This window comes from Rhodococcus sp. NPDC003383, assembly GCF_053589115.1.
Genome location: NZ_JBSFRG010000011.1, coordinates 102,409 through 117,390, shown reverse-complemented (window position 1 = coordinate 117,390; position 14,982 = coordinate 102,409). Strand labels below are relative to the sequence as shown.

At 69.3% G+C, this 14,982-nt stretch carries 13 protein-coding genes; 7 read left to right on the top strand and 6 right to left on the bottom strand.

Features of this window, described 5'->3' with window-relative positions:
• Positions 1 to 54: 54 nt before the first annotated feature.
• On the top strand, positions 55 to 1,329 hold the full coding sequence (locus ACWDTS_RS12460) for an acetoin utilization protein AcuC (protein ID WP_450111020.1): 1,275 nt from the start codon (positions 55 to 57) through the stop codon (positions 1,327 to 1,329).
• The gene (locus ACWDTS_RS12455; protein WP_450111019.1) at positions 1,322 to 4,069 is read left to right on the top strand and encodes a bifunctional acetate--CoA ligase family protein/GNAT family N-acetyltransferase; all 2,748 of its coding nucleotides are present in this window, start codon (positions 1,322 to 1,324) and stop codon (positions 4,067 to 4,069) included. The genes ACWDTS_RS12460 and ACWDTS_RS12455 overlap by 8 nt, the downstream gene beginning before the upstream one ends.
• 97 nt (positions 4,070 to 4,166) lie before the next feature.
• Here the strand turns inward: ACWDTS_RS12455 and ACWDTS_RS12450 are convergent, their stop codons facing one another.
• The 3 genes from ACWDTS_RS12450 to ACWDTS_RS12440 form a co-directional block, all read right to left on the bottom strand.
• Positions 4,167 to 5,129, bottom strand: a complete 963-nt coding sequence (locus tag ACWDTS_RS12450) for a sigma-70 family RNA polymerase sigma factor (protein WP_450111018.1) — start codon at positions 5,127 to 5,129, stop codon at positions 4,167 to 4,169.
• Positions 5,130 to 5,324: 195 nt separating this feature from the next.
• Positions 5,325 to 6,803: a DUF7782 domain-containing protein gene (locus tag ACWDTS_RS12445; protein ID WP_450118274.1), complete on the bottom strand. Its 1,479-nt coding sequence runs from the start codon at positions 6,801 to 6,803 to the stop codon at positions 5,325 to 5,327.
• Positions 6,804 to 6,880: 77 nt separating this feature from the next.
• Positions 6,881 to 7,249, bottom strand: a complete 369-nt coding sequence (locus ACWDTS_RS12440) for a DUF3099 domain-containing protein (protein WP_450118273.1) — start codon at positions 7,247 to 7,249, stop codon at positions 6,881 to 6,883.
• 58 nt (positions 7,250 to 7,307) lie between these two features.
• Here ACWDTS_RS12440 and ACWDTS_RS12435 point away from each other — a divergent pair, with 58 nt between their 5' ends.
• Positions 7,308 to 7,544: a DUF3039 domain-containing protein gene (locus tag ACWDTS_RS12435; protein WP_197256695.1), complete on the top strand. Its 237-nt coding sequence runs from the start codon at positions 7,308 to 7,310 to the stop codon at positions 7,542 to 7,544.
• On the opposite strand, the gene ACWDTS_RS12430 is transcribed toward ACWDTS_RS12435, so the two are convergent.
• On the bottom strand, positions 7,517 to 8,893 hold the full coding sequence (locus tag ACWDTS_RS12430; protein ID WP_450111016.1) for a YhjD/YihY/BrkB family envelope integrity protein: 1,377 nt from the start codon (positions 8,891 to 8,893) through the stop codon (positions 7,517 to 7,519). The two genes, ACWDTS_RS12435 and ACWDTS_RS12430, sit on opposite strands and share 28 nt — an antisense overlap.
• Positions 8,894 to 9,111: 218 nt before the next feature.
• On the opposite strand from ACWDTS_RS12430, the gene ACWDTS_RS12425 reads away from it, so the two are divergent.
• A complete protein-coding gene (locus ACWDTS_RS12425) occupies positions 9,112 to 10,836 on the top strand; it encodes a DEAD/DEAH box helicase (protein WP_450118272.1) in 1,725 nt (574 codons plus the stop codon).
• A 99-nt stretch (positions 10,837 to 10,935) separates the two neighbouring features.
• On the opposite strand, the gene ACWDTS_RS12420 is transcribed toward ACWDTS_RS12425, so the two are convergent.
• The gene (locus ACWDTS_RS12420) at positions 10,936 to 11,136 is read right to left on the bottom strand and encodes a DUF7455 domain-containing protein (RefSeq protein WP_197256691.1); all 201 of its coding nucleotides are present in this window, start codon (positions 11,134 to 11,136) and stop codon (positions 10,936 to 10,938) included.
• Between the two features lie 219 nt (positions 11,137 to 11,355).
• Here ACWDTS_RS12420 and ACWDTS_RS12415 point away from each other — a divergent pair, with 219 nt between their 5' ends.
• The 3 genes from ACWDTS_RS12415 to ACWDTS_RS12405 all read left to right on the top strand — a co-directional run bounded on the left by ACWDTS_RS12415 (position 11,356) and on the right by ACWDTS_RS12405 (position 13,500).
• A complete protein-coding gene (locus tag ACWDTS_RS12415; RefSeq protein WP_450109130.1) occupies positions 11,356 to 11,700 on the top strand; it encodes a DUF952 domain-containing protein in 345 nt (114 codons plus the stop codon).
• Between the two features lie 99 nt (positions 11,701 to 11,799).
• Positions 11,800 to 12,282 carry a cation:proton antiporter regulatory subunit gene (locus ACWDTS_RS12410; RefSeq protein ID WP_450109131.1) on the top strand — a complete coding sequence of 161 codons (483 nt, stop codon included), beginning with the start codon at positions 11,800 to 11,802 and terminating at the stop codon, positions 12,280 to 12,282.
• A gap of 9 nt (positions 12,283 to 12,291) precedes the next feature.
• Positions 12,292 to 13,500: a cation:proton antiporter gene (locus tag ACWDTS_RS12405; protein WP_450109132.1), complete on the top strand. Its 1,209-nt coding sequence runs from the start codon at positions 12,292 to 12,294 to the stop codon at positions 13,498 to 13,500.
• Positions 13,501 to 13,565: 65 nt separating this feature from the next.
• On the opposite strand, the gene ACWDTS_RS12400 is transcribed toward ACWDTS_RS12405, so the two are convergent.
• On the bottom strand, positions 13,566 to 14,939 hold the full coding sequence (locus tag ACWDTS_RS12400) for an RNA polymerase sigma factor (RefSeq protein ID WP_197256681.1): 1,374 nt from the start codon (positions 14,937 to 14,939) through the stop codon (positions 13,566 to 13,568).
• Between the last annotated feature and the right edge of the window lie 43 nt (positions 14,940 to 14,982).

Here is a 14,982-nt window from a genome sequence, read left to right as displayed (position 1 = left end):
GTGGGGCCGCGCGGTGCTCGCGTCGACCAGGGCCGCGCAGTAGCGTCTGCAGGCATGACCACCACATCCACCGCGACCGGCGGTTCGGCACATCTGGACGGCGATCGCGTTGTGGTGTGGAGCCCGGACTATCTCGGCTACCGATGGGGCCCGACCCATCCGATGAACCCGACACGACTCGATCTGACGATGGCGCTGTCCCGGAACATCGGGTTGCTCGACGGCGTCGAAACCGTCCGGCCCACAGCCGCAACCGACGCCGAGCTGTTGCGGATCCACACCCCCGGATACGTCGAGGCGGTGAAACGCGCCGGTGCGCAGCAACCGGATTCCGGGCACGTCGAACCCGATGCCGCTCACGGCCTCGGCACCGAGGACAATCCGATCTTCCCGCACATGCACGAGGCCGGTGCGATCCTCGCGGGCGGCACGCTGGCCGCCGCGCGCGAGATCGCCGCCGGGCGCGCCGTGCGCGCGGTGAGCATCGGGGGTGGCATGCATCACGCCATGGCCGACTGGGCCGCCGGATTCTGCGTGTACAACGACGCGGCGATCGCGATTTCGTGGCTGCTCGACCAGGGTTACGACCGCATCGCCTACATCGACGTCGACGCCCATCACGGCGACGGTGTCCAGCACGCCTTCCTCGGCGACCCCCGGGTGCTGACCGTGTCCATCCACCAGCATCCGGCCACCCTGTGGCCGAACACCGGATGGTCCAGCGAGATCGGCTCCGGTGCCGCCGAGGGCACGGCCATCAACATCCCGGTGCTGCCCGGCACGGTGGATTCGCTGTGGCTGCGCGCATTTCACGCCATCGTTCCCGGTGCGATCGCGGCTTTCCGGCCGCAGATCCTGATCAGCCAGTGCGGGGCGGACAGCCACCGCGAGGATCCCCTCGCCGACCTGTCGCTGACCGTCGACGGGCAACGCGCCTCCTATCTTGCGATGCGCGACCTCGCCGACCGGTACTGCGAGGGCCGCTGGCTCGCCGTCGGCGGCGGCGGATACGGCCTCGTGCGCGTCGTGCCCCGCGCGTGGACCCACCTGATCGCGGCGGCACTCGATCGGGAGATCGATCCGGCCACCGCCGTTCCCGAGGAATGGCGCGAACGGGTCGCGACGATCGCACCCGGGGTGGATCTGCCGACCACGATGGGGGAGGGCGGCGACGTGTCCTATCTGAAATGGGACGGTCCCGGCGGCACCCCGGAGACCGGCATCGCCTCCCTCGATCGAGCCCTGACCCGGATCGATTCGGCGATCATCGCCACGCGACGTGCCACCTTCCCCCTGCTCGGCCTGGATCCGGAGGACCCCCGTGACTGATCCCGACGGCACGCCCGCTGTTTCGGAGGCGGACGCGGCGAAGGCCGCAGCAGAAGCGGAGAAGAAGGCAGCCCAGGAGCGCGCGATCGAGGTCGCGCGAAACTTCCCCCGTCACTGGGTCGCCGACGTCCTGGCCTCCGACGGCGGGGCCGTGCACCTGCGGCCGATCGTCCCGGAGGACGCCGAACGGCTCCTCGAGTTCCACTCCAAACTCTCCGATCGCACGCGGTATCTGCGCTATTTCGGTCCCTACCCGACGATCTCGAAGAAGGATCTGTTCAACTTCACCGTCGTCGACCACCACAAACGGGTCGCCTTCGTCGCGGTGCTCGGCGACGAGATCATCGCCGTCGGCCGGTACGAGGGGCTGCCCGGTGAGGGAGACGGCAGATCCGCCGAGGTCGCGTTCACGGTCGCCGATGCGCACCAGGGACGCGGGCTCGGACCCATCCTGCTCGAGCATCTCGCCGGGGCGGCCGCGGAGAACGACATCCACCGGTTCGTCGCGGAGGTCCTCGCCGAGAACCGCAACATGATCACAGTCTTCCGTGAGGCCGGATACCAGGTCAGCCGCAGTTTCGAGGGCGGTGTGGTCCGCCTCGAGTTCGCGATCGACCCGACCGAGGCGCTGGTGTCGGTGCGCAACGCCCGCGAACGTGCCGCCGAGGCGCGCAGCGTCCGCAACCTGCTCAGCCCCCGCAGCGCCGCGGTCATCGGCGCCTCCACCGACAGCCGGAAGGTCGGCAACACCGTGCTGGTGAACATGCTGCGCAGCGGATTCACCGGACCCGTCTATCCGGTCAACGCGGAACACCGTTCGGTGCGCGGCGTGCGCGCCTACCCGACCGTGCGGGACATTCCCGACGAGGTGGATCTCGCCATCGCCGCGGTGCCTGCCGAGGCCATCGACGCCGTGCTCGACGACTGCCTCGCCAAGGGCGTCAAGGCCCTGCTCGTGGTGTCGTCCGGGTTCGGCGAGACCGGTCCGGAGGGCCGCGATTCCGAACGTCGCCTCGCGCACGCGGCGCGGGCACACGGCATGCGGCTGATCGGGCCGAACGCGCTCGGTGTCGCGAACAACGACCCGACCGTGCGGCTCAACGCGACCCTCGCTCCGGTGCTGCCGGCGGCCGGCAACGTCGGCTTCTTCTGCCAGTCCGGCGCGCTCGGCATCGCCATCCTGGACGAGGCCGCCAAGACCGGTGTCGGGCTGTCGTCGTTCGTCTCGGCCGGTAACCGCGCCGACCTGTCCGGCAACGACCTGCTGCAGTACTGGGACACCGATCCCGCGACCGAAGTCGTGCTCCTCTACCTGGAGAGCTTCGGCAACCCGCGCAAGTTCTCGCGCATCGCCCGCCGGGTCGCCCGGAGCAAGCCGATCGTCGCGGTCAAGAGCGGCCGCCACGCGGTGCCGCCGGCGCTGGCCGCGAACACCGGGGAGATGGACGACACCATCGTCAAGGATCTGTTCGAACAGGCAGGTGTCGTGCAGGTCGACTCCATCGCGCAGCTGTTCGACACGGCACTGTTGTTCGGCTACCAGCCCCTGCCCGCGGGCCCGCGCGTCGCGGTCGTCGGGAACTCGACCGCGCTCGGGATGCTGGCGGTCGACGCCGCCCGCAGCGAGGGACTGCAGCCGGGAACCCCCAACGACCTGGGTGCGCAGGCCAGCCCGCAGGAATTCGCCGACGCGGTCGCGAAGGCCGTGCACGCGCCCGACGTCGACGCCGTGATCGCGGTGTTCGTGCCGCCGGTCGCCGTGACCGTCGAACCGTACGCGCAGGCGCTGCGCGACGTCGTCGCCGGTTCCGAGAAGCCCGTGGTCAGCACGTTCCTCGCGACCGAGGGCATCCCGGACGTGCTCGCGGTCCGCGACGCCGAGGGCAACCCGATCCGCGGGTCGGTGCCGTCCTATCCGGGGCCGGAACGCGCGATCCGGGCCCTGGCCCGGGCGTGGCGGTACGCGAAATGGCGCAGTCGCCCCACCTCCCAGGTGGTCCGTCCGTCCGGCATCGACCCGGAGCGGGCGCGTGGCCTCGTCGACGGCTGGCTCGCCAATTCTCCCGACGGCCGGTGGCTGTCCGACTCCGAAGCGGCCCTGCTGCTGTCCTGCTATGGGGTGCACGTCGCCGACTTCCGGGCCGTGACCACCGCCGACGAGGCCGTCGCGGCGGCGGACGAGATCGGATACCCGGTGGCGGTGAAGGCCACCGGCGCCCAGTGGCGGCACCGGCCGGATCTCAGTGGCGTGCGCCTCGACCTGCTCGACGGCGAAGCGGTCCGGGTCGCCTACCGCGACCTGGCGGCGGCGTCCGGTGAACCGCTCATGCACGTGCAGAAGATGGCCACCAAGGGCATCGGCTGCGTCGTGCGCGTTCAGGACGACCCGTCGTTCGGGTCGCTGATCTCCTTCGGGCTCGCCGGGGTCATCTCCGATCTGCTCGGCGACCGCGCCTACCGGGTCCTGCCGCTCACCGAGGACGAGGCCGCAGAACTCATCGACGCGCCGAAGGCCGCTCCGCTGCTGTCCGGGTACCGCAACGCCGCTCCCGTCAGCAAGGCCGCACTGGTCGATTTCGTCCAGCGCATCTCCGCGCTCGCCGACGACCTACCCGAGGTGCGGGAGATCGCGTGCGAACCGGTCCTTGCGTCGGCGATCGGCGCCGAACTGACCGACGCGCATCTGCGGATCGGTCCCGAGCCGCACCCGCTGGATCTCGGGCCCCGCCGGTTGCGCTGACCGACACCCCACCCGGGGGAGTGCAAGAAGCCCCGAATACCACGATCCCCGAGAACCCAGCCCGGTTCTCGGGGATCGTCGGCGCTGACTTGCCCGGTCAGCTGGCGTAGGCGCGGAGGCGTTCTGCTCGATCGCCCTCGCGGAGTTTGCCCATCACTTCGCGTTCGATCTGCCGGACCCGTTCCCGGGACAGGCCGAACAGCTTGCCGATCTGGTCGAGGGTGCGCGGCTGCCCGTCGTCGAGCCCGTACCGCAGGCGGATGACCTGCTGTTCACGCTCGTCGAGGGTGGCCAGCACACTGCGGACGTCGCTGTGCAGCAGACCCGCGATCACGGCGCTCTCGGCGGAGGTCGCCTCGGCATCCTCGATGAAATCGCCGAGCGGCGCTTCCTCGTCGTTGCCGACCGGCATGTCGAGGCTCACCGGGTCGCGGCTGTGGTCGAGCAGGTCGGCGATCTTCTCCACGGGGATACCCGATTCGGCCGCCAGTTCCTCGTCGGTGGCCTCCCGGCCGAGTTGCTGGTGCAGTTCCCGCTTGATGCGGGCCAGCTTGTTGACCTGCTCGACGAGGTGGACGGGGAGTCGGATCGTGCGGGACTGGTCGGCCATACCGCGGGTGATGGCCTGCCGGATCCACCAGGTCGCGTAGGTCGAGAACTTGAAGCCCTTCGCGTAGTCGAACTTCTCCATGGCGCGGATCAGGCCGAGGTTGCCCTCCTGGATCAGGTCCAGCAGCGGCATGCCGCGGCCGGTGTAGCGCTTCGCGAGCGACACGACCAGGCGCAGGTTCGCCTCGAGCAGGTGGCTGCGCGCGGCCTGGCCGTCGCGGACCAGGAGGGCCAGGTTCTGCTTCTTGGCGGCACTCAGGCGCTTCTTCGTTTCCAGCAGATGCTTCGCGTACAGGCCGGCCTCGATCCGCTTGGCCAATTCCACCTCGTCCGCTGCAGTCAGCAGGGCCGTCCGGCCGATGCCGTTCAGATAGACGCGGACCAGGTCCGCGGCCGGGCTCTGGGAATCGAGGTCGGAATCGACTCGAGCGTAGGTGTCGGGGCGTGCCATGACGTGCCTCCTCATCGGTGGTGTCTCACAGCGTTCAACGTCGGGGCGGGCACGGAAGTTCCCGAGGTTCCCGAGCGCTGATGCTGCTGACCTGCGCCGATGGGGGAGTGGTCCTGAGAAGTTGCTGAGAAGATCTGCGGCGGGGAACCGAGGGGGAACCGGTGACGGCACCCCCGCGGCGCCCCTGTCACGCCCTCACACCGGCTCGATCAGCCCGTGCCTCACCAGTCCGTGGACGAGCGGGATCGCCTGCTCGGCGAGCGCCTCCTCGTCCTCACCGTGTGCGACCGCCAGCAGCGCGAGAAGTTCCTCCAGCACCAGTCCGTCCGGGCGCATGCCGGCGAGCAACGCCGCGGCGAGATCGTCGACCTCGTGCTGCCAGGCCGGTCCGTCACCGCGGTGCACCCGCGCCACGACCTGCCGCCAGCCGTCCTCGCCGGGCAGGTACACCCTCTCCAGCGCGGTGTCCGCGCGCACCGCGAACCGGGCCGTGAGGACATCGTGGTCGCGCAACCAGGCCAGCCGCTCGAAGTAGGCGAGCGCCTCCGCCCCCAGCGGATCGGTGAAACCGTGCCGCAGGTCCTCGGCGAGCACGTCCGACGGCTCGTCGGTGCGGCGCAGGTACACGAACCCGAACCCGACGCCTTCGACGCGATGGTTGTCGAAATGATCGAGCCACGCCTCCGCCCGATCGGCGACCGCGGGGTCGCGCGGATCGGCGTCGCCGTCCTGCAGCCACGTGCCGACGTACAGGGCGGGGTCGGCCACGTCACGCTGCACGATCCACGCGTCGACACCGTGGGAGGGCAGCCACGACGCGACGCGTGCCCGCCAATCCTCGTCCTCCACGTGCACCCACGACGCGAGCATCGCGGCGGTCCCGCTGAGTTCGAGATGGTCGACGGCCTGCGACACCATGAGCTTGCTCGCACCGTCCAGATCCAGGCCCGAATCGCGGTAGCTGTGCTCGATGCGTCCGGCGCTCACCACGAACGGGGGATTGGCGATGATCCGGTCGAAGCGCCGGCCCGCGACCGGTTCGAACCACGAACCTTCGAGCAGTTCCAGCTCGACCTCGTTGAGCGCGGCGGTGACCTCCGCCAGCGCCAGACAGCGGGGGTTGACGTCGGTGGCGGTGACCTTCTCGGCGAAGTCGGTGGCCCGCACCGCCTGCACGCCGCAGCCCGTGCCCAGGTCCAGGACGGTCCCGACCGGCTCGGCCGGGATGGCTCGCAGCAGCGACAGCGACGCCTGCCCGACGCCGAGCACATGGTCCGGACGCGTCGGGACCGGGCGGATTGCGCCGTCGAGATCGGACAGCATCCACCGGGTTCCGGTGCCCGCGTCGAGCGGACGCAGGTCCAGGGCGGCGCGCACGCCGTCACCGTCGTGCTCGAGCAGTCCCGCCGCGACCGCGGTGTCGATCGCGACCGGTTCCAGCGCCGCCGCGACCTCCTCGGCCGGGCACGTGTCGCCGAGCAGGAACAGCCGGATCAGCGTGCCCAGGTCGCCGCCGCGCCGGGCCGCGCGGCGGACCGGCACCGGCTCGCTGCGGCCGAGCGCCGCGTGCGCGTCCGGCCCGAGCAGCTCGAGCATGGTGTCGGTGTCGTACCGGCAACGGAGCAACGCAGTGCGCAGGGGGGAACAGATCGACAGCAGCAGGTCACGGTCCACGCCCTGCATTCTCGCAGCAGGCGGGCAGGCCGACGGTTTCGAGGGTCGGCCCGCCGACGCGGCGAGGGGGTGACGCGTCAGCCGTCGATGACGCGCGGTTTGGGGGCTTCCAGGGCTTCGGTCGCGGCAATATCGGCGCGTCGACCGTCCCAGCGGCTCGGCTCGTCCTTCGAGCGCGGCGGCCGATCGTTGGCGATGAGCACCGCGATCCACGGCAGCGGAATGGACACGCCGATGATCGCCATCGAGATCCACGGATTCTCGAACGCGCCGTAGGCCAGCGCCGCCAGAATCAGCGCCGGAATGCGAAAAGCCATGATGGTCATGTACTTGCGGACCCGTGCCCGGTGCTGGTCCTCGAGAGACGTGGCGGCCTCGGTGATCAGAATCGGGTTGTCGGGTGATCCACTCTCGTGGGATCCACCGAAACCTGGAGTTCTCGCCATCCCTCTACTGTCCCACTCCGCCGTGTCGAATGCACACGCGGTGCGGCATCATGGAATCGTGAGCACCCAGATCAAGGAACGGCCCGACACCACCACCGACGAGTCGACCGGTGACGACACTCCCAAGTTCTTCCACTACGTGAAGAAGGACAAGATCGCCGAGAGCGCGGTCATGGGAACCCACGTCGTCGCCCTGTGCGGTGAAGTGTTCCCGGTCACGCGGTCGCCGAAGCCCGGTTCGCCGGTGTGCCCCGAGTGCAAGAAGGTCTACGACGGCCTTCGCAAGGGCGACTGAGGCAACGAAGAAGCGGTAGAGCCGGCCTCCGGAGTCCCGGCCCGGACGATCGGGTCGGGACTCGGTGCCTGCCCGGTGTCCTCCACCGGGTTCCCCAGCACGGGGGTCTCACGCGGTGGGGCGGGGTCGTGCGAGGGGGCCTGCGGTCCGGACGTGCCCGGCGGGAAGCCCTCCGGTGAGGCGTCGACCGGCCCTGAGGCCCCCGTCCGCAAGTCCTCCGACTGCACGTCCTCCGATCCGGTGCCCTCCGACCGCGCGTCCTCCGGCTTGCCGTCGATCGGGCACGAATCCGGAGTCCGGTCGCCCGGGCGGAGCAGATCCGACAGGCGCACCGGATTCGTGGTCAGCCGGCGGGTCAGGTTCGTCACCGGTCCGAGTTCCGGCGACGGCTGCTGCGCGGCCTGCTGCGCCAGCCACTCGCGCCACTGCTCGAGCCGGGTCGCCCGCGCCGGCCAGAACTCCTGCACGGTCGCGTTGAACTCGGCGCCCAGTACGACCGCGAAGCCGAGGAAGAACGTGAACAGCAGGAAAGCGATGGGCGTGGCGAGCGCGCCGTAGGTGTAGCCGGTGCCGGCGATCCAGCTCAGATACCAGCGCAGGCCCTCGCTGGCGGCCAGGAAGAAGGCCCCGGCGACGAGGGCACCGCCGAGCAGCCGATGCCACGGCAACGTCTTGGGCAGCGCCACCTTGTACAGCGTGGTCAGACCGACCAGCAGCAGCAGGCCCACCGCCGGGTAGTAGAACGTGTCGACGATCCGGGACCCGAGGTCGTACCAGGACTCGGGCAGCGCCCGGCCGATCAGATTCGGTCCGAGAGCCACCAGCGGCAGTGTGAACACCGCGAGGATGAGAAACATCACGTAAAGGATCAGTGCGAAGAAGCGCTGCCACACCGGGTGCCGATGCTCCTGCTGACCGTGCGCCTCGACGATCGAATCGACGAACGTCGAGATCGCCGACGAGCCCGCCCACAGCGACAGCAGGAAGCCCAGCGACATCAATTCCGGGCGTCCCCGGACCAGCACATCGGTGGCGGTCGGGCTGATGATGCCGTCGACGACGTTCTCGCTGAAGATGGTCCGGCTGAAGGTGATGGTCTTGGACAGGATGATGTCGACGGTGTCCGGTCCGAACCATCCGCCCACGTAACCGAGGGTTCCGATCAGCCCGAGCACCAGCGGCGGCAGCGACAGCGTCTGCCAGAAGGCAGCGGTCGCCGCTTTGCTGAAGATCGAGTCGTCCCACGCCTTGGCGGCCGTTCGACCGATCACCCGAAGCGCGACCTGCACCTGCCGCGGGACGCGTCGGTGAGCAGTCCGCGGTGTGGGGGATCCGGATGGCTCGCTCATGTACTTCCAGCATTCCTGACGACGCGCAAGGACGTGCATCCGCGGTCGATGTGTGCGCGTCGAATTCTGCCACGATCGGGCACGAAACCCCGGTCGCCGGGCGGTTCGCGGCGGGGAACGGCCGCCGGAGACGATAGGCTGCCACACGGTCGGCGGAAGGTCGGGACGACGCAGCGGCAGCCGGCCGATCGTGAGCGGAGAAGGAGCACAAGCAACAGGTGAGCACCGAAACCGTAGGCCCTGCCACGACTTCCGCCCCTGCAGGGCAGCTGCGCGCATGGCAGCGGCGAGCCCTGACCAAGTATCTGGCGACCGGACCGCGGGACTTCCTGGCCGTCGCGACGCCCGGTGCAGGCAAGACGACATTCGCACTGCGCGTCGCCGCCGAGCTGCTGCGGGACCGCACCGTCGACCAGATCACCGTCGTCGCGCCCACCGAGCACCTCAAGCACCAGTGGGCGGCGTCGGCGGCACGCAGCGGCATCGCACTCGACTCGAACTTCACCAACTCGACCGGACAGACATCGAGCGACTACCAGGGTGTCGTGGTCACCTACGCGCAGGTGGCGTCGCACCCGTTCAAGCATCGCGTGCGCACCGAAGCGCGCCGGACGCTGGTCATCCTCGACGAGATCCACCACGGCGGCGACGCGAAGAGCTGGGGCGAGGGCATCCTCGAGGCCTTCGGTGACGCCACCCGGCGGCTCGCCCTGACGGGAACGCCCTTCCGCAGCGACGACAGCGCCATTCCGTTCGTGACGTACGAGCCGAACGACGAGGGGCTCATGCAGTCCAAGGCGGACCACTCGTACGGATACTCGGACGCGCTCGCCGACGGCGTCGTCCGGCCGGTCGTGTTCCTCGCCTACTCGGGTGAGGCGCGGTGGCGCACGAGCGCAGGGGAGGAGTTCACCGCGCGTCTCGGGGAGCCGCTCAGCGCCGAGCAGACGGCGCGGGCGTGGCGCACCGCGCTCGATCCGGCCGGTGACTGGATCCCTGCGGTCCTCGCCGCCGCCAACACGCGGCTCGAGCAGCTGCGCGCGGGTGGGATGCCCGACGCCGGTGGCCTGGTCATCGCGACCGATCAGACGGTGGCGCGCGCCTACGCGAAGATCCTCGAACAACTCACCGGCGAGATGCCGGCCGTCGTGCTGTCCGACGACCCGACCGCCTCCGATCGCATCTCCCGGTTCAGCGACGGGGACCAGCGGTGGATGGTCGCCGTGCGAATGGTGTCCGAAGGCGTCGACGTTCCGCGGCTCGCGGTCGGGGTGTATGCGACGAGCGCGTCGACGCCGCTGTTCTTCGCCCAGGCCATCGGCCGGTTCGTGCGCTCACGGCGCAAGGGCGAGACAGCCAGCGTGTTCCTGCCGTCGGTGCCGGTGCTCCTCGACCTGGCTGCCCAGCTCGAGGCCCAGCGCGACCACGTGCTCGGCAAGCCGCACCGGGAGAAGGAAGGTTTCGACGACGAACTGCTCGCCGACGCGAACCGCCGCAAGGACGAACCGGGCGAGGAGGAGAAGGCCTTCACCTCCCTCGGTGCGGACGCCGAACTCGACCAGGTCATCTACGACGGTTCCTCGTTCGGAACGGCCACGTTCGCCGGCAGCGACGAAGAAGCCGACTATCTCGGGCTTCCGGGGCTGCTCGACGCCGACCAGATGCGCGCGCTGCTGCGCCAGCGCCAGGAGGAGCAGCTCAGCAAGCCGCGGAAGGCGGCACCCGAACCGCCGCCGCAGGTCGTCGAGCGGGTCACCACCGCCGACACCCTCGCCCAGCTGCGCCGGGATCTGAACTCGCTCGTGGCGGTCGTGCATCACCGCACCCGGAAACCGCACGGGGTCATCCACGGGGAACTACGCCGCCAGTGCGGTGGCCCGCCGACCGCACTGGCGACGGCGGAACAGTTGCGCGACCGCATTGCAGTGCTGCGCAGCTGGTGACAACTCCCGGCCGCCACCCTGTGAACGACGAAGCGGGCGCCCACGGTGTGGGCGCCCGCTTCGGGGGTCGGGTCCGAGCCTGCGGCTCCGGACGGCGGATCAGACGGTTGCGGTGGCGTCGTCCTCGGTGACGATCGTGGCACCCATCTCGCGGAGGCGGTCGGTGTGTTCCTTGGCGTGGTGTCCGCAGAACAACAGCTCACCACCGGTGGCCAGAACGGCGCGGACGCGAGCGGCGGCACTGCACCGGTCGCACCGGTCGGCAGCGGTCAACTTCGGGCTGGTCAAGGTACCGGGCATGACTCCTCCAAACTGGCCACCACTGAGTCGGTCGCCTGGGGTCTGGTCCGCCGCGCCGGGGTGGCGCGGTAGATCTACTCTGTCAGACGATGCGCGTTCATGTGTTGTTCCCCTGGGCGCACGATGGTGGCGCGTTTCACGTGAACGGCTGCAAAAGCCCAGGACGTGGACATATATGCCGAGTGTTTGTTCGCTCACAGCGCAGCGGAAGGAGTGCCGGTGACCGGGAATCTGCTGCACATCTGCAGCCGGGACGAGTGGTCTGCCGCGCAGCGGGACGGGGTCGTGGCCCCGGATTCGCTGGAGTCGGTGGGCTTCGTGCATCTGTCCACACCGGAGCAGGTGCACCTGCCGGCGAACCGGTTGTTCTCCGGGCGTCGCGACCTGGTCCTGCTCCACGTCGCACCGGAACGGCTGTCCGATCCGGTGCAGTACGAGCCCGGTGTGCCCGGCGATCCCGAATCGATGCGCTTTCCGCATCTGTACGGTCCGCTGCCGGTCGGAGCGGTCGTGGACGTGACCCCGTACGAGCCGGGTGAGGACGGGCGATTCGCGGCCCTGTGAGCCGCGCCGTCCCCGAAACCGCTCGCGCGGAACCGCTCGATCCGGGGCAGAGGTGAGCCCTGACTGCGAGCTGTCGCGGGGCAGTCCTACCCTTGCGGAATGAACGTCGACGTGACGCCGCTACCAGGCATTGGAGTACGCAAGGATTTCGAGCTGGCATCGGGACGCCGGATCGGGGTCATCACCCACCGGGACGGCCATTCCGACCTGATCATCTCCAAGGCCGACGACCCGGACGCATGCGCCGCCTCCCTTCCGATGACCGTCGAGGAGGCGGCGACGCTGAGCAACCTGCTCGGCGCACCGCAACTCGTCGCCCAGCTCGAAGAGGACCACCGGGACCTGCCGGGGATCATCACCCGCCAGCTCCACGTCCACGAAGGCTCGCGTTTCGACGGCGCGGTCCTGGGCGACACCGCGTTGCGCACCCGGACCGGCGTCTCGGTCGTCGCGGTGATGCGCGCGGGACAGGTCGCGCCCTCCCCGAAACCGGACTTCATCCTCACCGGAGGTGACATCCTCGTCGCAGTGGGCACCGCGGACGGCCTCGACGCCGCGGCCAAGATCCTGCGGAACGGCTGACCCGCACGCATGAATTCGACGACTCTCGCACTCATCGAACTGGGTGCGGTCTTCTTCGCGCTCGGGGTCCTGGGGCGTGTCGCAGCCAGGTTCGGCATGTCGCCGATCCCGTTCTATCTCATCGGTGGCCTGTGCTTCGGCAACGGCGGGTTCATCCAGCTCGGCGACATCAGCGAGTTCAGCCACCTCGCCAGCGAAATCGGCGTGGTACTGCTGTTGCTGCTGCTGGGGCTCGAATACACCGCCAGCGAACTGGTCACGGGACTTCGCCGGTCGCGCACGGCCGGAATCATCGATCTCGTCCTCAACGCGACCCCGGGCGCAGTCCTCGCGCTCATGCTCGGACTGGGTCCGATCGGCGCGTTCGTGCTCGCCGGCGTCACCTACATCTCCTCGTCCGGCATCATCGCGAAGGTCCTCGACGACCTCGGCCGGCTCGGTAACCGGGAAACCCCGATCGTGCTGTCCATCCTCGTCTTCGAGGATCTCGCCATGGCCGTGTACCTGCCGATCCTCACCGCGATCCTGGCCGGGGTGAGTCTGCTCGGCGGACTCGAAGCCGTCGCGATCTCGCTCGGGCTGGTCACCGTCGTGCTGGTCCTGGTGCTGAAGTACGGCCGCTACGTCTCGCTCGTTCTCGACAGTCCGGACCGGGAAACCCTGCTGCTGAAACTGCTCGGCGCGGCGCTGCTCGTCGCGGGTATCGCCTCGGCGCTGCAGGTTTCGGCCGCAGTGGGTGCGTTCCTGCTGGGTATCGCCATCTCCGGGTCGACGGCGCACAACGCGTCGCGGGTGCTCGAGCCGTTGCGTGATCTGTTCGCCGCGATCTTCTTCGTGTTCTTCGGCCTCAACACCGACCCGACGGCGATTCCGCCGGTCCTCGGGTGGGCGGTGCTGCTGGCCGTCGTCACGTCGCTGACGAAGCTCGCGACCGGGTGGATCGCCGCACGGCAGCACAGCATCGCTGTCATGGGCCGTGCCCGCGCGGGTGCCGCGCTCATCGCCCGCGGTGAGTTCTCCATCGTGATCGCGGGACTGGGCGTCGCGTCCGGTCACGTCGACAACAAACTCGCGGCGATCGCGTCCGCCTACGTGATGATCACCGCGGTGCTCGGCCCGGTCGCGGCCCGCGTCGTCGAACCCGTGATGCGCGCCGTGGCGAGCCGCCGATCCGGGCAGCCGGCCCAAACGCCCGGTCCCGAGCCGGATCTTCTCTGACCACCTCCGAACGCAGTCAGGGCCACCCGGAAGGGTGGCCCTGACTGCATTCCGAGATGGGTGCTCTAGTCGAGGTAGTCGCGCAGCACCTGCGAGCGGGACGGGTGCCGCAGCTTCGACATCGTCTTCGACTCGATCTGGCGGATGCGTTCACGCGTCACGCCGTAGACCTGACCGATCTCGTCGAGCGTACGAGGCTGGCCGTCGGTGAGGCCGAACCGCAGCCGCACGACGCCGGCCTCGCGCTCGGACAGCGTCTCGAGCACCGACTGCAGCTGATCCTGCAGCAGCGTGAAGGACACGGCGTCGACCGCCACGACGGCCTCGGAGTCCTCGATGAAGTCGCCGAGCTGGCTGTCGCCCTCGTCGCCGATCGTCTGGTCGAGCGAGATGGGTTCACGCGCGTACTGCTGGATCTCCAGCACCTTCTCCGGCGTGATGTCCATTTCCTTGGCGAGCTCCTCCGGCGTGGGTTCGCGACCCAGATCCTGGAGCAGCTCACGCTGGATACGGCCGAGCTTGTTGATGACCTCGACCATGTGCACCGGAATACGGATGGTGCGGGCCTGGTCGGCCATCGCGCGGGTGATGGCCTGACGGATCCACCACGTCGCGTACGTGGAGAACTTGTAGCCCTTGGTGTAGTCGAACTTCTCGACGGCACGGATCAGACCGAGGTTGCCCTCCTGGATGAGATCCAGGAACGCCATGCCGCGGCCGGTGTAGCGCTTCGCGAGCGAGACGACGAGGCGCAGGTTCGCCTCGAGCAGATGGTTCTTCGCGCGGTTGCCGTCGCGGCAGATCCAGTTCATGTCCCGGCGCTGAGCGACCGGCAGCTTCTCACCCTTCGCGGCGAGCTCCTGCATCCGGTAGGTCGCGTACAGGCCGGCCTCGATGCGCTTGGCGAGCTCGACCTCCTCCTCGGCGTTGAGCAGCGCGACCTTGCCGATCTGCTTGAGGTAGGCGCGAACCGAGTCGGCGGACGCGGTGAGCTCGGCATCCTTGCGGGCCTGCCGCAGGGCCTCGGACTCCTCCTCGTCCCACACGAAGTCGCCGGACGCCTTGTCCTTCTCGCTGGGCTCGTCGGTGTCGGTGTCCTCGTCCTCGACGACGATCTCCTCGGCACCCTCGAGGTCGTCCTCGCCGATGTCGAGATCTTCGAGGTCGGTGTCGTCGCCGTCGAAGTCCTCTTCGCCGGCCGCCTTCGTCGCCTTCTTGGCAGCGGCCTTCTTCGCGGTGGTCTTCTTCGCGGCCTTCTTGGCGGGGGCCTTCTTGGCTGCGGCCTTCTTCGCGGGGGCCTTCTTGGCTGCGGCCTTCTTCGCCGGCCGCTTCGTGGCGGGTGCGGTACCGGTCGCGGGGTCCGCGGCGGCGCCCGCGGCGTCCGAGACGGGTGCCGATTCGGCGGAAGAATCAGCGGTGTGGATGTCGGTGGCTGCCACGTACGCCCTTTCGTGACGAGGTAGTGCGGCGTCGCGCCAGAGT

Excerpts from the sequence above, each read along its gene's own strand:
- ACWDTS_RS12460 (WP_450111020.1), top strand. The coding sequence starts at position 55 with ATGACCACCACATCCACCGCGACCGGCGGTTCGGCACATCTGGACGGC.
- ACWDTS_RS12450 (WP_450111018.1), bottom strand. The coding sequence starts at position 5,129 with ATGGCACGCCCCGACACCTACGCTCGAGTCGATTCCGACCTCGATTCC.
- ACWDTS_RS12440 (WP_450118273.1), bottom strand. The coding sequence starts at position 7,249 with ATGGCGAGAACTCCAGGTTTCGGTGGATCCCACGAGAGTGGATCACCC.
- ACWDTS_RS12430 (WP_450111016.1), bottom strand. The coding sequence starts at position 8,893 with ATGAGCGAGCCATCCGGATCCCCCACACCGCGGACTGCTCACCGACGC.
- ACWDTS_RS12420 (WP_197256691.1), bottom strand. The coding sequence starts at position 11,136 with ATGCCCGGTACCTTGACCAGCCCGAAGTTGACCGCTGCCGACCGGTGC.
- ACWDTS_RS12410 (WP_450109131.1), top strand. The coding sequence starts at position 11,800 with ATGAACGTCGACGTGACGCCGCTACCAGGCATTGGAGTACGCAAGGAT.
- ACWDTS_RS12405 (WP_450109132.1), top strand. The coding sequence starts at position 12,292 with ATGAATTCGACGACTCTCGCACTCATCGAACTGGGTGCGGTCTTCTTC.